Origin of the sequence: Acinetobacter sp. TY1 (assembly GCF_048551395.1) — a bacterium.
Classification (GTDB): domain Bacteria; phylum Pseudomonadota; class Gammaproteobacteria; order Pseudomonadales; family Moraxellaceae; genus Acinetobacter.
Map to the genome: position 1 here is coordinate 97,281 of NZ_JBLYZK010000008.1, position 21,231 is coordinate 118,511.

General features: G+C 38.3%; 16 protein-coding genes. 4 read left to right on the plus strand and 12 right to left on the minus strand.

Going from position 1 to position 21,231, the window contains the following annotated elements; genetic code table 11:
• The first annotated feature begins 17 nt into the window (after window positions 1–17).
• Both ACK2M2_RS07275 and ACK2M2_RS07280 read left to right on the plus strand, forming a co-directional pair.
• Window positions 18–2,957 carry an insulinase family protein gene (locus ACK2M2_RS07275; RefSeq protein WP_419347055.1) on the plus strand — a complete coding sequence of 980 codons (2,940 nt, stop codon included), beginning with the start codon at window positions 18–20 and terminating at the stop codon, window positions 2,955–2,957.
• A gap of 140 nt (window positions 2,958–3,097) precedes the next feature.
• Entirely contained in the window at window positions 3,098–4,252 is a 1,155-nt protein-coding gene (locus tag ACK2M2_RS07280) for a phospholipase A (protein WP_409511505.1), read from the plus strand.
• Between the two features lie 94 nt (window positions 4,253–4,346).
• Here the strand turns inward: ACK2M2_RS07280 and ACK2M2_RS07285 are convergent, their stop codons facing one another.
• From ACK2M2_RS07285 to ACK2M2_RS07310, 6 genes are all read right to left on the minus strand, one after another.
• Complete coding sequence (locus ACK2M2_RS07285; RefSeq protein ID WP_419347058.1) at window positions 4,347–5,699, minus strand: TrkH family potassium uptake protein; 1,353 nt, start codon at window positions 5,697–5,699, stop codon at window positions 4,347–4,349.
• A 12-nt stretch (window positions 5,700–5,711) separates the two neighbouring features.
• A complete protein-coding gene (locus ACK2M2_RS07290) occupies window positions 5,712–6,362 on the minus strand; it encodes a potassium channel family protein (RefSeq protein ID WP_419347060.1) in 651 nt (216 codons plus the stop codon).
• A 530-nt stretch (window positions 6,363–6,892) separates the two neighbouring features.
• Window positions 6,893–9,559 carry a [protein-PII] uridylyltransferase gene (gene glnD / locus ACK2M2_RS07295; RefSeq protein WP_409511502.1) on the minus strand — a complete coding sequence of 889 codons (2,667 nt, stop codon included), beginning with the start codon at window positions 9,557–9,559 and terminating at the stop codon, window positions 6,893–6,895.
• Window positions 9,560–9,585: 26 nt separating this feature from the next.
• On the minus strand, window positions 9,586–10,794 hold the full coding sequence (purT, locus tag ACK2M2_RS07300) for a formate-dependent phosphoribosylglycinamide formyltransferase (protein WP_419347064.1): 1,209 nt from the start codon (window positions 10,792–10,794) through the stop codon (window positions 9,586–9,588).
• A 282-nt stretch (window positions 10,795–11,076) separates the two neighbouring features.
• Window positions 11,077–11,418 carry an L-valine transporter subunit YgaH gene (gene ygaH / locus ACK2M2_RS07305; protein ID WP_409511500.1) on the minus strand — a complete coding sequence of 114 codons (342 nt, stop codon included), beginning with the start codon at window positions 11,416–11,418 and terminating at the stop codon, window positions 11,077–11,079.
• Window positions 11,418–12,158, minus strand: coding sequence for an AzlC family ABC transporter permease (locus ACK2M2_RS07310; protein WP_419347068.1), 741 nt, complete (start codon window positions 12,156–12,158; stop codon window positions 11,418–11,420). Before ACK2M2_RS07310 ends, ygaH begins: the two co-directional genes overlap by 1 nt.
• Window positions 12,159–12,259: 101 nt before the next feature.
• Here ACK2M2_RS07310 and ACK2M2_RS07315 point away from each other — a divergent pair, with 101 nt between their 5' ends.
• Window positions 12,260–12,742, plus strand: a complete 483-nt coding sequence (locus tag ACK2M2_RS07315) for a hypothetical protein (protein WP_419347071.1) — start codon at window positions 12,260–12,262, stop codon at window positions 12,740–12,742.
• Window positions 12,743–12,830: 88 nt separating this feature from the next.
• On the opposite strand, the gene ychF is transcribed toward ACK2M2_RS07315, so the two are convergent.
• The 6 genes from ychF to ACK2M2_RS07345 all read right to left on the minus strand — a co-directional run bounded on the left by ychF (window position 12,831) and on the right by ACK2M2_RS07345 (window position 18,871).
• Window positions 12,831–13,922 (minus strand): redox-regulated ATPase YchF, encoded by a 1,092-nt coding sequence (ychF, locus tag ACK2M2_RS07320; protein ID WP_409511497.1) that lies wholly within the window; start codon window positions 13,920–13,922, stop codon window positions 12,831–12,833.
• Between the two features lie 310 nt (window positions 13,923–14,232).
• Complete coding sequence (locus tag ACK2M2_RS07325; protein ID WP_419347074.1) at window positions 14,233–14,478, minus strand: hypothetical protein; 246 nt, start codon at window positions 14,476–14,478, stop codon at window positions 14,233–14,235.
• A 238-nt stretch (window positions 14,479–14,716) separates the two neighbouring features.
• Entirely contained in the window at window positions 14,717–15,964 is a 1,248-nt protein-coding gene (locus ACK2M2_RS07330; protein WP_419347077.1) for a transporter, read from the minus strand.
• Between the two features lie 316 nt (window positions 15,965–16,280).
• Window positions 16,281–16,508, minus strand: a complete 228-nt coding sequence (locus ACK2M2_RS07335; RefSeq protein ID WP_409511494.1) for a hypothetical protein — start codon at window positions 16,506–16,508, stop codon at window positions 16,281–16,283.
• A gap of 250 nt (window positions 16,509–16,758) precedes the next feature.
• A complete protein-coding gene (gene trmA / locus ACK2M2_RS07340; RefSeq protein ID WP_419347080.1) occupies window positions 16,759–17,844 on the minus strand; it encodes a tRNA (uridine(54)-C5)-methyltransferase TrmA in 1,086 nt (361 codons plus the stop codon).
• A gap of 127 nt (window positions 17,845–17,971) precedes the next feature.
• Window positions 17,972–18,871: a LysR family transcriptional regulator gene (locus tag ACK2M2_RS07345; protein WP_409511492.1), complete on the minus strand. Its 900-nt coding sequence runs from the start codon at window positions 18,869–18,871 to the stop codon at window positions 17,972–17,974.
• 230 nt (window positions 18,872–19,101) lie between these two features.
• Between ACK2M2_RS07345 and dnaX the strand changes: the two genes are divergently transcribed.
• Entirely contained in the window at window positions 19,102–21,225 is a 2,124-nt protein-coding gene (dnaX, locus tag ACK2M2_RS07350; protein WP_419347084.1) for a DNA polymerase III subunit gamma/tau, read from the plus strand.
• The last annotated feature ends 6 nt before the right edge of the window (window positions 21,226–21,231 follow it).

A 21,231-nucleotide genomic window follows, 5' to 3' on the forward strand; every position in this document is an offset into this window, starting at 1 on the left:
TTCCTATTGGAGATCGCATGACTGTAGATGTCACTGAAACCTTAACTCAAACTGTTCATCCTGCGTTTCAGCTGGTACGTCAACACCATGTAGACGCTTTAGACATATTGGTGTCCGAATATAAACATAAAGTGACTGGTGCAATGCATTTTCATTTGGCGACTGAGCACGATGAAAATGTTTTTCTTGTTGCGTTTCGCACGCAACCTATGGATTCTAAGGGTGCAGCGCACATTTTAGAACATACAGCATTGTGTGGTTCAGCAAAGTTTCCCGTACGTGATCCATTCTTTTTAATGATTCGTCGTTCACTTAATACGTTTATGAATGCATTTACTGCAGCAGATTGGACTGCGTATCCATTTGCAACGCAGAATAAAAAAGACTTTCAAAACTTACTTGAAGTGTATATGGATGCAGCATTTGCAGCCAATTTAAATCCGCTTGATTTTGCTCAAGAAGGCATTCGTGTTGAACTTGAAAATGGCGAGCCTGTATATAAAGGTGTCGTATTCAATGAAATGAAAGGGGCAATGAGCTCACCTTCAGATCAGTTGTATCATCAATTGGCGCATCATTTATTTCCTAAAACGACTTATCACTACAATTCAGGTGGTGATCCAAAAGACATTCCTGATTTAACTTATGAGGAATTGGTCGATTTTTACAAATCGCATTATCACCCAAGCAATGCGGTGTTTATGACTTTTGGTAATCAAACGGCATATCATTTGCAAGATCAGTTTGAACAGTTGGCATTGTCACGTTTTGAAAAAGGTGAAACGCTTTATTCGGTTGAAGAACAACGTTTGGTTGCACCAATTGAAGTCACTGAAAATTATGCAGTTGATGCCGAAGATTTAACAGATAAAACCTATCATGTACTTGCATGGTTATTACCTAAAGCGAGTGAAATCAAATTGCGTTTAGGTATGCGTTTGGTGGAAGGTATTCTACTTGAAGATTCAGCTTCACCACTGCGTCATTATTTAGAAACATGCGGTTATGCACAGTCGACAGGACCTTTCATGGGTGTGGATGATTCCAACTTTGAAATGACGTTCTATTGTGCTGTACAAGGTTCTAACCCTGAACATGCTGAAACCTTTAAAAATGGTGTGTTGGATGTCCTTAAAGATATGGCATCAAAACCTGCCGACCCTGCAATGGTTGACGCAATTTTACATCAAATAGAATTACATCAACGTGAAATTAATGGTGATGGTACTCCATATGGTTTAAGCCTAATTCTGAATGGTTTAGGTAGTGCAATTCACCACAATGATCCTGTAGATGTGTGGGATGTTGATACCGCAATTGCGAGTGTGAAAGAAGAATTGCAAGACCCAATGTGGTTGTCAAATTTGATACAAACCTATTTGTTAGATAATCCTCACCGTGTACAAATGACTTTAGTGCCTGATGCTGAAAAATCGGCAATAGAAGCTGCTGCTGAAAAAGCGCGTTTAGCTGAACTGGGTCAAAAGTTAACAGAGCAAGAAAAAGCTGAAATCATTAAACAGACTGAAGCATTGAAAATTCGTCAAGAAACGCCTGATGATTTAGATTTATTGCCTAAAGTGGGTTTAGATGATATTCCTGCTGAATTGGCAATTGTTTCAGGTCAATTGCGTGAAATTATTTCTAATGGCACAGATTTTCCACTGAATTTGTATCATGCGGGAACTAACGGTATCTATTATCAACAAGTTTTGGTACAGATTCCTGAGCAAATTGTATTGTCACCATATTTCAATTTACTGTCTATTTTGATGGGAGAAGTGGGAGCAGGTGAATATGGTTATTTAGAATTCCAACAACGACAAACTGCAGTGAGTGGTGGTTTAGGCATGGGCGCATCACTGCGTTCAAAAGTTGATGATAAAGGTAAAATTACCGCTTGGTTGACCTTAACCACAAAATCATTGACAGGGAAGTTGGATGCCATTCAACTGTTGAAATTGGCATTTGAGCAACTACGTTTTGATGAGAAAGATCGTATAGTTGAACTATTGCAGCAACGTAAAACACGTTGGGCATCACGTTTGTCAGATTCAGGACATAGTTATGCGATGCAAATTGCCTCGCGTAATATGAGTGCGCTCGCAAAGCGTGATTATGATAATACGGGTTTGGGTGCATTAAATTGGTTAACCCAATTAGTGACCAATATTGAGCAAGATGAATCGGCTTATCAAAACTTGATCAATGAGTTACAAGCCATTCACCGTGGTTTACTTCTTGCACCAAAGCAATTTTTACTCGTTTGTGAAGAACATCAGTCTGAACATCTTGTTGAAGAAGTTCAGGAAGTTTGGAATAAATTAGCGGTAGATCGTTCGCCTGTATTATTGACTGAAGTTGAGCCTGAAGTTAGTCAGAATGACCAAGCATGGTTGATTCAAGCCAATGTACAATTTTGTGCATCGGCATATCCTGCTGTGGAAGTTGCACATGCAGATGCTGCACCTCTGATGGTTTTAGCAGGTTATTTACGTAATGGATTCTTGCATAGCGCCATTCGTGAAAAAGGTGGTGCTTATGGCGGTGGTGCAAGCTATGACGGCAATGCTTGTGCTTTCCGTTTTTATAGCTACCGTGATCCACGTTTAGCAGAAACATTTGCAGATTTTGAAGCAAGTGTTCATTGGCTGCTCAATACAGAACAGAAACCACATCAGCTTGAAGAAGCAATTTTGGGTCTTGTTTCAAGTATGGATAAACCAGGTTCGCCTGCAGGTGAGGCAATTACAGCATGTTATGCATTACTACATGGTCGAACGCCAGCTTTCCGTAGAACCTTACGTGCTCGCTTGTTGAATGTAACGTTAGAAGATTTAAAGCGTGTTACACAGACGTATTTAGTAGAACAAAAACCGGTAAAAGCTGTGGTTGCTCCCGTTGCTCGCAAAGAAACACTGGAACAACTTGGCTTTGAAATTAAAAAAGTAAATTAATTATTAGGCACCATCCATCAGGGTTAATCGTTGCTCTATTTTTCTTGATGCTGCTTTGGAAAATTTTCAAAGCAGCATGAAGAAAATAGAGGATGGAACAGAGTGTGCCTATTCTTTGATATTTATATCAGGAGAGCCTTATGTCGTTCAGCACTTTTGAACGCACACCATTAAATCTGAGCGTCTTAATGATGCTCAGTTTTGGTTTTGTGACTGCAACACATGCAGATGATTCTATATTGATTAACCCAGCGAGTAGCCAAGCATGTGCTGCTTTGGAGTCAAATGCAGATCGTTTAGTGTGTTACGATAAAATATTTCGTACCCCGAATGTTGTTGCCCCCGTGATTGTATCTGAACAGCGTGCAGCTGAAGTGTTAGCAACTGAAGTTGTGAAGTCAGAACCAGATACTTTGAAAGGTAAAATTGGACAGAAGGTTGAAAACTTATTCGCCATTCATGGTGATCGGTTAGATCCCAACTCATCGCTATTGGATAAACGATGGGAGCTTGCAGCAGATAGTAAATTGGGGACATGGAATATTCGTGCTAATCAACCTGTTTATTTATTGCCTGCGTTTTGGACGAGCAATAAAAATGAATTTCCACATAGCCCAAATCCTGACAATACGGTGACAGAAGATCAAGATTTAAAATCGACTGAGGCAAAGTTTCAAATTTCTTTGAAAACTAAAGCGGTTGAAAATTTGATTGGAGATAATGGTGATTTGTGGATTGGTTATACCCAGTCATCACGTTGGCAGGTTTATAATGAAGACGAATCTCGTCCATTTCGTGAAACCAATTATGAACCTGAAGCAAGCTTAATTTTCCGTACAAATTATAATCTTTTAGGTTTAAATGGTCGCTTACTTGGTTTGACATTGAACCATCAATCTAATGGTCGTTCAGATCCACTGTCACGTAGTTGGAACCGTGTAATGTTAAATCTCGGTTTTGAAAAAGATAATTTTGCCTTAATGGTGCGTCCTTGGTATCGTCTTGATGAAGACTTTAAGGATGATAATAATCCTGATATTAAAGATTATGTCGGGCGTGGTGATATCACTGGATTCTACCGTTGGAATGAACATGATTTCTCCTTGATGTTGCGTCATTCACTTAAAGGTGGTGATGATTCACATGGTGCAGTGCAATTTGATTGGACATTCCCAATTAAAGGTAAACTGCGTGGTAACTTCCAAATCTTTGATGGATATGGTGAAAGTCTAATTGATTATAACCATCGTGCGACTTATGTCGGGTTGGGTGTTTCTTTGATGAATGCTTATTAATCTGAATTATATTGCATAAAAATACCGCTATAAGAAAAAGTCTTGTAGCGGTATTTTTATATCTTTAATTTTGATTAGGTGAATAGTTAGATGATTAACCAATCTGAATTTCTGTCGAAGGATGGCTGACTCGACTCTTTTTCGGTGTTGCAATTAGATAGGCGAGGGTAAGCGGTCCAAGTCGTCCTGCAAACATGAGTAGGATTAAGGCAAATTGACTGGCATGCCCTAAATCTTCGGTCACACCACGAGATAAACCAACAGTACAGGCAGCGGAAACAGCCTCAAACAATAGGTCTAAAAAACGTTTATTGGGTTCAAGAATGAGTAGAGTAAAAAAGCCAATCAAAATAAGTGTAGACGTAATGGCAATTACCGCTAAGGCTTTAAAGGTTGTATGATGGGGAATACTGTGCTTAAAGACAGTTAACTCATCTGAACGCCTTAAAAAGGTGATTACGCTGAGTACCATAATAATAAATGTACCGACTTTAATCCCACCTGCGGTACTGAGTGAACCACCACCAATAAACATCAGCATCATGGTAACGAGCGTTGAAGCATCGGTCATGCTACTGACTTCTAGACTGTTAAAACCTGAAGAGCGTGGTACTGTGGCATGGAACCATGCATTTAAAGCTTGGTCGCCAATCGACATTGGAGCAAGCGTCAGTGGATTTCCTGCTTCAAGAGCCCAAATGGTGATAAATGCAAAGAGATTAAGTCCTGCAATGGTCGATAAAATGAGTTTACTGTTGGTGGAAAGCGTTTTCCATCGTTTAGCACGCTTAATATCCATGAGGACAAGAAAGCCTAAACCACCCACCATATAAAGCATACTGATGGTAAATGTGACCATATATTGATCGGAGAAGCTCATCAAGCTATTGGGGAAAAGGGAAAATCCACCATTATTAAAAGCTGAAATACTGTAAAACAAGGCATAGAAGAAAGCATGCTTAAAATCATAATGTTCCATCCATGCCATGGTGAGAATAATCGTCCCTACGCCTTCAAAAAATAAAGAATAGATGAGTACGCCTTTTGCAGTGAAGGTTGCTCGAGCAAGACTTGTCTGCCCAATGGTTTCTTGCGCCATAATTTGTTGTTTTAAGCCCACTTTAGGCGACAAACTAAGTGCTGCTAAAATGGCAAAAGTCATAAAACCTAAGCCACCGCATTGAATGAGTAGCATGATGATAATTTTGCCAAACAAGGTATAAGCATCACCTACATTGACTACTGACAAGCCTGTAATTGTCGTTGCAGAAGTCGCTGTAAAAAGGGCTTCCATCCAATCGACATCGCCATGATTGGCAAAAGGCAATTTGAGTAAAATTGTTCCAACAATGATAAAACTTAAAAAGCCGAATGCAAGTAGACTTGGTGGGCTGAGATTGATGCGGTTTTGTTTTTTATCGATCAACTCATGTTTAGATAATCTCATAGTCTTCCTTATTTACAGGAAACGTGTGGAGAGTTTACGGAGCATTTCGACAGGCCCTTCAATAATCAGAATATCTTTTTCCTGCAAAATTGTTCCTGGTGCAATTTCATATAGTACATGCGAGCCACGTTGTAATAATAATGTTTTAAGTCCGTCAGCTTCTTCCATTAGTGTTGCAAATTGAGCACCTTGTAAATTGATTCCAATTTCAATTTTCACAATATAGTGTTCATTGTTGAGCGCCATATAGCGTCGAACCATCGGATAACTCAGGTTCTGCGCAATACGGATTCCCATATCTTCTTCAGGATGAATAATTTTAGTAATACCTAAATGCGATAAAATCATGTGATGAGATTTTGATTTGGCTTTTACAAAAATCTTTTCAATACCAAGATTTTTTAAATGTAATACACATAAAATACTTGCTTCAATGTCCTCACCAATCGCGACCACAACGGCATCACAATTTTTGATATTCAGTTCGTCCAGCACGTGCTCATCAGTTGCATCAGCAATGACGGCATGACTGATTCTATCGGCAATATTTTCTACATTTTTTTTGAGTGTATCAATTCCGATGACATCGTGATTTAAGTTTGTGAGTTCGAGTGCAACCGCTTCCCCGAAACTACCTAAACCAATGACTGCAAATAATGCCATATACTTAATAATCCTTACTCACGCCATACTCTGTTGAATTGTATATCAATGCGTTAATGTTTTAACAATTGTTGGCATTTTAAGTATTTTTCAGTGCAATTGGAATCAATTGACACAGAGAAATAGATGTGGATAGAGATTGGATGAGGTCGTATAGGATTTTAGGTATTGATTATTATTCCTATAATTAGTAATGCGACTTGGTCTCGTGAATTCCAATCACCTGATTCTAAAAAAATTTAAACCTGATATTTATTAAAACCTTAAACGATATCCATTTCATAACCCTATATTCTGCGGTCTATCTTGGTATGAAGATGGTTAAGGATGCAACGAATCAAATGGTTGGATAGGCATTGATAGCGTGAAGTTTGATGGCAAGTTACATTGGAATGAATACAAGTGTCGGAATCAATAAAAGTGCCTTGATATAAAGTTTAGAAAATTAAAGCGAGGCATTTTAATTGACTCGCTTTTTTATGAACAATACTTAAGTCATTTTATTTAGCTTGAATATTCAAGCCAAAGTCTTAGTGCTGACTAAAGACCTGACTCGATGCTTCATCGAGTGCAGACTTTAGTTGCTCAGCAAAAATTTGTGCTTCTTCTGCATTAAGTGGTATGCCATCTTTTTTGGTCACAAAGAAAATATCTTCGGCTTTTTCTCCGAGTGTCGCAATACGTGCAGAATGAATATCAAGCCCTTGCATCATAAAGATCCCGCCTATTTTTGCAAGTAAACCGGGTTGGTCAAGCGTAGAAATTTCGACCATATTTTGTTGTAATACTTCGTTGAGCGTGACATCAACTGTATTTTCGATTTCGAAGTGACGTAGCTGACGGGGTATACGTCGTTGCATTAAGCCCGGATAAACATCGGAATTACTCAATGCCTTGACGAGTGCTTCTTTAACGGTTAATTCACGATCAGGATCGGTCAGTAAAGTGCCAAAACGATCAAGAACCACATAGGTGTCTAGGCTAAATGACGTACTTGCAGTAATAATACGTGCATCTTGAACATCAAGATTCATTTTGTCGAGTACAGCGACAGTGGTTGCAAATAAATTGGGTTGGTCACGGGTATAAATGAATAGTTGAACGGCATCTTGTGCTGCTTTTCGGTGCGCACGCATGAGCACTAAAGGTGCAGGATTATCACCGTGTTGTAAAATGGCGCGTGTGTGCCATGCAATTTCATCGGCAGATTCTTTAATGAAGTACTCATCACCGAGTTCTTTCCACACACTTTGGACTTGATCAAATGAAAATTCATTCACTAAACTTTCACTTGCTGCAAATTTAGTATCTTCAATCAGCATTTGATAATCCACAGGACGATCTAAACCTGAACGGATGATGTCACGTGCATGCGTATACAGTTGACGCATCAGTGAAGAACGCCATGTATTCCATAACTTTGGATTGGTGGCATTAATGTCAGCAACTGTCAGCGTATATAGATGATCGAGATGCTCCATATCACCTAATTTTTCAGCAAATGTTTTTACCACATCAGGGTCTGATATATCTTTTTTCTGTGCAGTTATGGACATCAGTAAATGATTTTGAATGAGCCATGCGACAAGATTACATTCACGTTCAGTCAAACCATGTGCACGACAAAATTCAATGGCATCGGCAGCTCCGAGTTCACTATGATCTCCACCACGACCTTTGGCAATATCATGGAATAGTGCAGCTAGAAGGACTAAATCACGACGTTGTAAACGCTGATACACAGAACTGACTACAGGATAATCTTTAGCAAATTCAGGTTCTTTGAAGCGACTTAAATTGCGCAATAAAAGCAATGTATGTGCATCAACGGTATAAATATGGAATAGATCATATTGCATGAGTCCCATAATTTGACCGAATGCGGGAATATAATTACCCAAAACGCTATAGCGTTTCATGGCGACTAATGTTTCATATAGACGCTGTGGGGAACGTAAAATTGCCATAAACAATGCCTGATTGTCAGGATGATTACGGTAATTAATATCAATGCGTTTAGCGGCTAAAATCAGTAAACGTAAAGTACGGGCGCGTATACCTTCCACATTCGGTGTATTAGCAAGCAAATAGAAAATTTCTAAAATCGCACTTGGTTTTTCTGAAAAAACTTTATGATGTTGTACGGCAAGTTTGCCATCGACAACTTTGAAGCGCTCATTGATGTTTTCAATTTTACGTTCATAATTAGGAAGGCGAGGGGTAATGACGGACTCATTAAAATACGCCAATAACATTTCATTGAGTGTCGAAACCGACTGTGCAGTACGATAGTAACACTTCATAAATTGTTCAATAGGATAATTTGGATGTTGATCTTCAGTGCGGGTATATCCAAATTTTGCTGCAATTTCACGTTGATAATCAAATAATAAACGGTTTTCGTCACGTTTTGTAATGCGATGCAAATGGTGGCGAATTTCCCATAAAAAGTTTTCAGCTTCTTCTAAAACACGCAATTCAAATTCAGAAATAAAACCCAAATGCACCAAGTCATAAATACGATTGACTCGGAAATGACGTTTTGCAATCCAACCAATTTGGTTGATATCTCGAATACCGCCGGGTGCATTTTTAATGTCAGGTTCTAAATTACTTTCGGTATGGTTATGCTGCGCATAGCGATGCGCTTGTTCAGCTATTTTTGCATCAAAGAAGGTTTTATCTGTCCATGTTTGCGACACAATACGACGTGGCCATTTGGCAAGGTGCGGATTGCCAATAATTGTTCGTGCTTCAATTAATGCCGTAGCAACCGTTAAATCATTGGTGGCTTGTTCAAAACAACTCTTAATGGTACGTACACTAATTCCTGGTTTAAAATTACCAACATCCCAAAGTGACGCAATAAAGGCAGTGACTTGTTCTTCTTGTTCAGGTGTGAGTTCATCTTCCGATAAGACCATGATATCGACATCAGAATAAGGCAACATTTCCCGACGACCATAACCACCGACTGCAAAGAGGCTTAAGTCAGTTTGATCAAGTTCAGCATGATTCCACAAAAAAATCAGTGCTTCATCAATAATGTCTGAACGGCTACGGACAATTTCTCGAATAGAGTGACCCGACTCAAAGCTTTCCTGTAATTGCTTTTCGACATCTGTGCGCCATTGGTTAATGGCTTTGATATCGTGAATGTCTGCAACGCAGGATAACAGTGGAATAGTATCGATCATGAAAAAATTGTCCGCAAATTTATCAATTAGTTGTTCAAGTTGACAGTGACAGCATCGGCTGCTTCCTGAGCTAGTTGACGTGCCTGTTCTATGGTTTCTGCACGCGCAGTTGCTACGCCCATACGACGACGTTTAAATCCTTCGGGTTTACCGAATAAACGTAAATCGGTCGCAGGATTTTTTAAAGCAAGATTTAGACCACTGTAAGACAAATTACTTGCATCCACACCAGCATAGATTACGGCACTTGCTGCGATACTATGACGCTCAGTATTGACTGGTAAACCTAAAATGGCACGAGCATGTAGTTCAAATTCACTCTGAAATTGAGATGCAAGTGTCACAAGTCCCGTATCATGTGGGCGTGGTGAAACTTCACTAAACCATACTTTATCGCCTTTGACAAACAGTTCAACACCAAAGATGCCACAACCACCAAGTGCAACAGTGACTTTATTGGCAATCCGTTTGGCTTCAGTCAGTGCAGCATCGCTCATCGGTTGTGGTTGCCAGCTTTCAACATAATCACCAGCATTTTGACGGTGTCCAATGGCATCACAGAAATGGGTTTCAATATCACCCGTGTGTGCGTTTTTAGCGCGAACTGTGAGTAAGGTAATTTCAAAATCAAAATCAATTTGCGATTCAACAATGACTGTACCTTGATTGACACGGCCACCTGTTTGCGCATATTCCCAAGCTGCATCAACTTCGGCATATTCTTTAACACGAGATTGTCCTTTGCCTGAAGATGACATCACGGGTTTAACAAAATTTGGATAACCAATGTCATCACACGCAGCACGGAAACTTTCTAATGAATCTGCAAAACGATAAGCTGAGGTCGGTAAACCAAGCTCTTCTGCAGCCAAACGACGAATGCCTTCACGGTTCATGGTCAAGTTGACCGCTTTTGCAGAAGGAATAACAGTTGCAATATTTTGTTGTTCAATCTCAATAAGAACTTCGGTTGCAATTGCTTCAATTTCAGGAACAATAAGATTAGGTTTTACTTTTTCAATCAGTGCTTTGAGTTCTGTAGGATCTGCCATATTTAAGGCATAAGAAAAATGAGCAACTTGCATGGCAGGGGCATTTTCATAGCGGTCAGCAGCATGGACTTCCACACCAAGTCGTTGTAGTGAAATGACCACTTCTTTACCAAGCTCACCAGAGCCAAGAAGTAGAACTTTAAATGCTGATGATTGAAGTGGAGTACCCAAAGTGACGCTCATGTTATTCTTCCATGCCTGATTTCTAGGGGCTTTAAGCATAGCAGAACTGATCGCTGTGTTAAGGGCAGATTCACATAAAATAATAGATTTTGTTAGACAACCAATGGTTATGAATCTGACTTTGAGTTACAACATCATTCATAAGTAAATATTTATGAATGTTAATTAATCATTTGATTTAACTTATTATTTTATAAATCGGAAAAATATAGGCTAAAAACTATTGGATATTTAGCCTATTATTGTTTATTTAGTTTTACGATTTTATTGGCATATCATCATTTAAAGAGGTAAATAAGTATAAACCAAGCCATATGCCAAAGCTGCCGTTAATGTCGCCAAAACAATCCGTTTAAATTTAAAATATAACCCTATCAGTACAACAAAACCGACCAACATGGCAAAACTTTTATTCGGTGTTTCAATGAGTGGTGGCAGTGTTGCGACAATGAGCATAGAACTAATTGCTGAAATTCCTATACTACCTAATGCAATTTTGAGCCAAGTTGAGCCACGATTCTGAGAAGTTTTTTGACTGTTTTGAATCACGTAAAAGGGGCCAAAACGCGATGCAAAGTTGGCAATACCCACCAAAATACCGACTAAAATAATCTGTAAATCCATTAGATATTAACCTCATTATGTTGCTTTAAAACATAATGTTTAAATAAGCCTGCTAAAATTCCCGATGTAATACCAATAAAAATAGCGGCAGACATATTGATGAAATAACACGCAAGAGCAGAAACAATAAGACATACAGCAACGACAAAAGTATGTTTCTTTTCAAAGGCTGCAAGTAAGAAACTCAAAAACAGTGCAGGAAGTAAAAAGTCGAGTGCGGCCTGTAAAAATTGAGGCATATTACTGACCTGATCGGCAAATAAACCACCTAAAAATGAGCCTAATGCCCATGAAAGCCAACTAAATAAACTTAAACCTAACATCCAAGATTCAGACCATTCCTGACGACGTTGTGACAGTTTAATCATGCCTGCTGCAAACACTTCATCGGTCAAGCCCCACGCCCAAACTGCAGTTTTTTTCATATTCAAACGATCTTGAATGAGATTTTGTAGAGCAGGGCCATATAGAACATGTCGAATATCTAAAGCGATGACAGTTAAAGCGGTCATCCAAATGGAGGTTCCACTGCCAAGTAATGCAACAACAAGAAATTGACTTGCACCAGCATACATAGAACAGGATAAAAATAGAGCTTCCCAAGCACTAAAACCAAATTGGGTTGCAGATACGCCAAAGGCAAATGACACTGGGAGGTAAGTAAAGATAATGGCTTGACTATCTTTAGCGCCTTGCCAAAAACCAGCAGGATCGACTGGAGGAGTTTTGTGCTCAGACACGGTACACCATGAAGAATTGATCAAAGGATAAAATGAAGTTGAGTATTGTACCCGAATTTATTAGCATATTAGCGAATCGTTTTCATCCATTAGGCGCATATATGTCTGTGATTAAGTTACCGTCCATCTTGATGATGGGCTTAATTTCAATAATATTTTTACTGCAAGGTTGTGGTCAATCATCTGAACAACCAAAACAGCAGGTTGAAATTAAAACTGCACCGAAACTGACCAATGATGCAACGACTTATGCTAAAGAAGCATGGAAATTGATTAATCAGGTTGAACCCTTTGTCTATCGTAAGCAATTGAATTTAATTGAAGAAAATGTCCGTAAACCTATTCGTAAGCTTAGTACAGATTGGCGCATTAATGTAAAAATGACAGATTCAGTGACAGAGGGGAAATATGCTTTATGTCGTAAAGCCTTAACATCTCTTGATAATTTTGCACGTTCAACATTGCAAAAAGATGGTTCACTTGTGCAAAAACAACAAGAATATGAACGTGATAAAGCACAGTGTAAAGATGCAATTGATAATCCGAGCCAAGGGAATACCAAAGCGTATAACAATCTTTTTTAAATCCACGATTATAGAAGATCATTACCTAAAAAAATGCCCTGAAGAATCAGGGCATTTTTTATCGTATCTAAACGGTGTTTAAGAAGGCTTATACGTTAAAACGGAAGTGTAGAACATCACCGTCTTGAACGATGTAAGTTTTACCTTCTAAACGCCATTTACCAGCTTCTTTTGCACCTGCTTCACCGTTGTATTGAATGAAGTCATCATAGGCAATACATTCAGCACGGATAAAGCCTTTTTCAAAGTCAGTGTGAATTACACCTGCTGCCTGTGGCGCAGTTGCACCGACTTTAACTGTCCAAGCACGGACTTCTTGGACGCCTGCTGTAAAATAAGTTTGAAGACCAAGAAGGCTATAACCTGCACGGATTACGACGTTTAGACCAGGTTCTTCCATGCCTAAAGCATCAAGGAATTCGGCACGGTCTTCATCTTCAAGCAATGAAATTTCAGCTTCAATTTGGTTGCAAAGTGGAACAACAATTGCATTTTCTTCAGCCGCTAATTTTTTAACAGCATCCAAGTGTGGATTGTTTTCAAAACCATCTTCGGCTACGTTGGCAATGTACATGGTTGGTTTTAAAGTCATTAAACCAAAACCACGTACCGATTTACGTTCATCATCATCTAAATCAGCTGCACGAGCAGGTTTACCTTCTTCAAGTAAAGGTAAGATTTTTTCTAAAACAGCTTTGGTTGCAATGGCATCTTTATCGCCACCTTTTGCAGATTTTGCTAAGCGTGTAATAGCTTTAGTAATTGTGTCTAAATCGGCAAGTGCAAGTTCTGTATTGATAGTTGCAATGTCATCTAAGGGATCAATTTTACCATTGACGTGAATGACATTTTCATCTTCGAAACAACGAACTACGTGCGCAATCGCATCAGTTTCACGGATGTTTGCAAGGAATTGGTTACCCAAGCCTTCACCTTTAGATGCTCCTGCAACTAAACCTGCAATATCAACAAATTCCATTGCTGTTGGAATAACTTTTTGTGGTTTTACAATGGCAGTAAGTTTGTCCAGACGTTGGTCAGGTACAGGTACAATGCCTGTATTAGGTTCAATCGTACAGAATGGGAAGTTTTCTGCAGCAATAGCAGCTTTAGTCAATGCATTGAAAAGAGTAGATTTACCAACGTTCGGCAAGCCGACAATACCGCAATTAAAACCCATGAAAAACTCACAAAGTGTTCTATAAAAATTGCCCATGATTTTACATGAAAGCCGTGATAAAGTCAGGTGAAAGTATGAAGATTGAAAATTTATAAAATAGTACTTAATTGACTTAATTTTTATGAGGGTTCAATAGGCTAAAATATGGCTAAATATTAGTGTTAAATTGAAAAGATGAAGAAAAATTGTTGCGACAATATTAGGGATAATCATAACAGTCATGGATTGGTGATTTATTTTAGTGAGTAGTGAGGAATTTAGGCATGTATCGAATAGTATCTAAATACATGCCTAAATTAGGTATCTTAAATTATTTAACCAAACCAAAAATAGAATTTTGAGCATTACATACTTCAATGGCTTTATCTTTTGGCATCTCTTGAACATTACGTTCAAATTCTTTCTTTTGTGTTTCAATGGCATCATCTGGAATACCACTTTTTTTTGCTATATCAGCAATATGCTCCCAAGATTGTTCACATTCTTTAGGCATTTTACTACAGGCTGTCAGTAGAATACTTAAGCCTGTAAGTAGTATAACGGCAGACTTTTTCATTTAATTTTCCTTGTCTTTAGTGTTTATTTCATTTAAATCTTTGATTTTATTATTGAGATAAGTTCGTTCAATGTATGCGTCGATCATAACAGAAGATTTTAGCTATTTTTATGAATTTGATAAAAAAATTGAATTTCATCGGAAACAATATGAGTAATTCAGTGAGCTGCCCATATTGTTTTGATTAAACAATTTTTTGAATATTTCTTTTTATAGAAAAGTGAAAATGTCATTAGCCTTAAAAGCGATAGCCAATTTTTAAGCCATACCCCATTGCGTTATTCTTATTAAAATCCGCATGTTCAGCCATTTCAGCAGCACCTGCTACAGGTATGTGATACGTACCATCTTGTGCAACAGCATCACCAATCCAAAAATATTTTATGCCACCTGCTATAAAGTAGTTTGGTGCGGGGTTATATTGTATGCCTAAGCCCACACCCCAACCGCCCTCAGTTGGATTCAGCACACTAGACGGATTTCCTGTTCCTGAATCCCAGCTCACATCAGTGGATGCACTCCATTTCTCAGTAAATTGATGACCGATACCAAGTGTTGCGTTCCATTGATCTTTTTGGTGATCGTCTAAATTAAAACCGCCTGTATAAGTGCCTTGACTCATTTCAGTTGTTGCAAGCTCGCTAAGAGCACCAAACTGTGTTGGACGAATGGTGAAATCTTTCCAATTGACCCAACGTGCATTTAAGTAGGCAATAGTGTCTTTAAAAATTCCTGTTTGAAAGTCGATATTGACCGATTGAGGGGTAGTAATATCAGTGGTGGATAAACCCGTTAACTTAAGAGGTTGTCCAAAAATGGTTTCATTGGCATCAAGTTGATGTTTGATTCCAGAACGATAGGTAACTGCTGCTTTGAGTGCAATCTCGGGGCTTTGATAAGCCATACCTGCTAACCAACCAACAGAGCTATCTTCTTTAAAACTAGCATCATAACCGTTAAAGATACTCATTGAGTTACCCCGAAGAGAAACTTTTCCCTTTACTGTTTGGTATACACCACCTGCATAGAGGTTAAAAGATGGGTGGGGTTGGAAACCAAAAAGCATACTGATATTTTGGCTATCGACATCAGCAGATGTACCTTGCATCGTTATTTCATTATCGGACAAAGTATTGTTACTACGTAAGGGATAGGCAGCATCTGCACCAAAAGGCTGATCGTAAATCAGACCAAATGAAACTTGTGGTGCAATTTGTAATTTTAAGGCAGCATTGTAATACTGAAATGACTCTGCCATATCACCTGTGTTGAGGTCGGTGCTATTGACCAAATCTGGGCGATTACTGCGGACCTTCCCTGAAACATCAGGATCAGCGACTGTAATATTTGCTTCAAAATAATTTTTATCTTCAAGAAAAGCCAAAATAGACTGACCCGATTGATCCATAGCAGATGCGTGGCTTGTCGCGCTGTACATTACGGGCATGATATAGAGCATACCGAGTAGTAGTGGTTTTATTTTCATGATGTTCTTCCTTGTATCATGCTGTTGTTATGCAGAAACTTATATCTTCTTAGTTTTAATATCTTTTAAGAAATTTGAAAAAAATCTTATAAAACAAAGTGAATCATTTTTAATCATCATACGAAAGGGGGAGATTGACCATTTAATGGGGGGCGCATCGGTCATAGAATTGTTTTTAGATTTTAATGTCGTGTATCGGTATTTTTTGCTGATTGAAGTATTGTCTATTGAAAATGCATTTACTTGATTATTTCTGTTATAAAAAAGGCATTCAGTAAACTGAATGCCTTTTTTCATCGACTGTTGTCATCCATGACTATTGAATCGGTGGATGCTGTAGTTGATTTAACTCTTTTTTGCTATAGCCTCGAGAGACTAAAACTTTTTTAATTCCAGCAATGACATCTTCATCGGTGGCTTGGGTTAACAGAGATAACAGCTGATCATTTGTTTTACATGAACAATCATTTTCAATACAAGCAACTTGATTCTTATGTTCATTTTGTTGTTCATTTGGAGAGAACAACGTATGCCAAAAACTCATAGAGCATTCATTCGCAACCTAACATGATTTGAAATATAGCGAGTTTAAATATAAATGCAAGTTTGTAACTGAACCATCCGTCATAAATTGAACGTAAAAATGATGGAATAATTGTGACAAAAGAATGAAAGTTGACAGGAGTTTTGTAATATTTAATTTATAATGATAATTATCAATGAAATAAATATAAGAAAAAAGGTGCTATAGAAACAACACCTTTTTTTCATGATTTGATTTTGAAATAAATTGTTTAAATCTTTTCGAGTAATACACCTGATTCAACATGATGCGTATATGGAAATTGATCAAACATGGCAAATTTACTGATTTTATGAGTTTGCGCTAATGTTTTTAAGTTGTCATGTAAAGTATTTGGGTTACATGAGATATAGATAATACGTTCAAAGCCTTGCAATAATTTTAAGGTGTCATCATCAATACCCGCACGTGGTGGATCGACAAAAACAGTATCAAAATCATAACTTTGAATATCAATATTAGCTTCTTGTAAACGGCGGAATTCACGTTCTGCATTATAAGCTTGGGTAAATTCTTCCGCAGATAAGCGTGCAACTTGAATATTATCAATGTTATTTTTTTCAATATTCCACTGTGCTGCATAAACTGATGATTTAGCCAATTCAGTTGCGAATACGCGGTTGAATTTTAAAGACATAGGTAGGGTGAAATTACCATTGCCACAGTATAATTCAAGTAGATCTTTGCTTGAACCTTCAGCAGCTGTACATGCCCATTGCAACATTTTTTGGCACACTTGCGCATTCGGTTGTGTGAAACTGCTTTCAATTTGTTGATATTGGAAAGTACGGTCAAAAACTTGAAGTTCTTCAACTATATATTCTTCAGTTAAAACACGTTTAACACCACGGCTACGACCAATGATTTTAACATTAAGTTGTTCTGCCAACTGCTTGGCTAAAGTATCCCATTCATCAGTGAGTGGCGCACGATAAACCAAAGACACCAACATTTCACCTTTGAGTGTCGCAAGGAAATGTACTTCAAATAATTTTTTAGATAAAACTGGGTTGGCTTTCAGTTCAGCCAATAAAATTGGCATTAAGGAGTTAATGCTTTGATCTGCAATGGGGAATTCATCAATACGCACCACAGTTTTTTGCTGATTATCTTCACTGCGCTCGAACATGGCATAAAACATGTCATCATCAGTATGCCAAATGCGGAATTCGGCACGCATACGGAAATGTTGTTCAGGAGATTCAAATACCTCTAATGTAGGTGGATTGAACGCACTGAATTGATTACGGATACGGTCGATTTTGGCATCAAGCTGTTGCTGATAAACTGAAGTCATAAAAATTTAGATACATACTGAGACAAAGCAGTAGCGATGGTATCAAAAAATGCAGTCAATTTCTTTAATTTGACTGCAAATATTTGCGATCAAGGATTTAATATAAATGTATACGACTTGGACAAATTTAGCGTTTGGTCAAATGCTCAACTAAATAGTCAATAAACACCCGCACAGCAGGGAGTTGTCCACGGCGTGATGGATAAACTGCATGGAGAATACCATGTGAGGCTTTCCATTCAGGAAGAACACGAACGAGTTTACCAGTACGAATAAAGTCTTCGGCAACTGTATCGGGTAAAAGTGCAATACCACAATTTTGGCTTGCAAGTTTGGCTATCATAATTAAATCTGAACCCATCACAATGGGATTGATTTTGACTTTTTTCTGCTGATTATCTTTATCGTGCAGAGATAATTGTTGGTCTAAATGTTCTTCAACCATACTGAGAATCCGATGTTCAGCTAATTCTTCAGGTTGTTTAAGCATACCGTATTCATTTAAATAGGCTTGGCTTGCAAACAGATGTTGCTCAATGTTTTCAAACTTGCGAATGACTAAATTAGGATCATCATCTAAATTTGCACGCACACGTAAAGCAACATCAAAGCCTTCATTGATTACTTCAACACGGCGGTTACTGACAAGAAATTGTATTTTGATTTCAGGATACATTTTCATAAAGTCAGGTAGTAATTTTGACATTTCATTTTGTGCAATGCTGACTGGAATGCTGACTTTAATGACGCCACGGGGTTCTTCACTCAAATGATCGACTAAGTCATGCGCTGAACGTGCAGCATTAACCATCACTTGGGCATGACGGAAAATATTCATTCCAATATCGGTCACTGCAAAATGGCGTGAACTTCGTTGAATCAGTCTGACACCTAAATTTTCTTCGAGATTATAGACACGTCTGCTGAGTTTTGATTTAGGGATATCTGTTGCACGTTCGGCTGCACTAAATCCGCCATGTTCAACAACAAGGGAAAAACAATAAAAATCATCTAAATCCGAGAGCATAAAAGCATTCCATTTGTGCAACAATCTAATTATTTAAATGTATTTCGTTGCAAAAAGTCAATCTAAGCTATCGTGACTATGTGTAAAAAATGTAAATGCTCCATGCATTATTGGTGTTATAAATTGAGTGAAAATGGTCGAATAATCACAGATCAAAATGATCACTTCAATAAGTGCGTTCACTAATCGTTAAAAACACAGTATCCTTAGCTTTGAAATCAGGAGTTTTCATGTATCAGGTACTTGCACGTAAATATCGTCCACGTAATTTTAATGAACTTGTCGGGCAAAATCATGTTTCCCGTGCTTTGACGAGTGCGTTAGACCGAGGTCGTTTACACCATGCGTATTTGTTTACAGGAACACGTGGTGTCGGAAAAACCACGATTGCCCGTATTTTGGCAAAATGTCTGAATTGCGAAACAGGTGTGACATCAACGCCGTGTGAAGTTTGTGCAACATGTAAAGCTGTGAACGAAGGGCGTTTTATTGATCTGATCGAGATTGATGCAGCATCACGTACTAAAGTAGAAGATACACGTGAATTACTCGATAATGTACCTTACGCACCGACACAAGGGCGTTTCAAGGTTTATCTGATTGATGAAGTACATATGTTGTCGACACATTCATTTAATGCCTTATTGAAAACGCTAGAAGAACCACCTGAGCACGTTAAATTTTTATTCGCTACAACTGATCCGCAAAAATTACCGATTACTGTAATTTCACGTTGTTTGCAATTTACCTTGCGTCCTTTGGCTGTCGATGAAATCACTCATCATTTAAGCGATATTTTGGGCAAAGAAGAGATTGCAGCTGAGTCTGATGCCATTTGGCAAATTGCTGAATCTGCACAAGGTTCATTGCGTGATGCCTTATCACTGACCGATCAAGCGATTGCCTATGGTCAAGGCGAAGTACATCATCAAGATGTCAAAGAAATGTTAGGGTTGATTGATCGTACGATTATTTATGATTTGATTTTGGCGATTCATCAAAATCAGCGTGAACGCATGAGCCAATTGTTGCGTCAGTTCCGTCAGCAAGCCTTAGATGTTTCTTTGGTGCTTGATCAATTGATTTCGACCTTGCATGAATTGGCACTCCTGCAATATCTACCTGATTTAAGCTTAAAATATAGCGCTGAAATCAATCAAAAAATTACTCAATTGGCGCAAGTTGTTTCCGCACAAGATTTGCAGTTGTATTATCAAATTGCATGTAAAGGTCGTGCTGACTTACAAATTTCCGTGACGCAAGAGCAAGGTTTTGAAATGACGGTGTTGCGTTTACTTGCATTTAGACCGTTACAAGCCAATGAAATAACAGTAAGCACCAATCAATCTGTGCAAACACAGGTGATTGAGCAAAATCATTCACAAGCGACTTCACAACCACAACATACACAGCAGATCGAAGCGCCTGTAGAGCAACAGACTCAACCATCAACAATAGAAGAATTGGAAGGAAATCCGAGTTTACATCGTGTGGATGAAGCTTTTAGTCAACCTTTAGATGAAGTTGTGTCTTCACCGAAAAATGCCAATACCGTATTGACTGAAACTATGGAGTTAGTTGAAGCACAGACACAAATAGTTGAAAAGGTCGATATACAGACAGCTATAGAAACATCTACTGCTGATTTAGAACCTGTCGCTCAGCAAAATGAGCTTTCAACAGAATCAATAGAGATACAAGAAATACCTGATTTAACACTTTTTGGTGGCAATACAATTTCAACAAGTACACCTCAAAATGTACACTCGACTGTAGATACAGAAGATATTTTCTTCCTTGCACCTGAAACTGAGCAGGCAGCACAAGATGTAAATATTGAACAAGAATCTAATGACAGAATAATACCTAATTCTAGTTCACAAAATAGTACCGTTGCACCATCAATAGCTGTTCAATTGACAGGTTCAACGCAAACGCCACAACAAATTTTACAACTGACACCGCAAAATCTAGAAGGCGAGTGGGATGTTAGGAAGTGGGAATATTGGTTCCGCAATAGTCAATTATCACCTGCGGTACAAGAGCTTGCGCAACATGGTGTGATGACAGGACAGATTAATGGTCAGTCTACATTTTCTATTCCGCAGCAGTACGAGAACTTATTAGTACAGTTTCAGCACACCCTTGAAAATGCATTGAATGAACAGTGGTCACATACACGTTTGAGTTTTACTTATCGTGAAAGCCAAGAAACCACACCTTTTGAGCTACAAAACGAGCGTAAAATCAGAGCCTTTGATCGTGCGACAGAAATGTTGCACGATGAATCGGTGGTTAAAAATTTAATGAATGCTTTCAATGGTGAAATTCAAAACATTCAACTGAAACCTTAAAAGGAA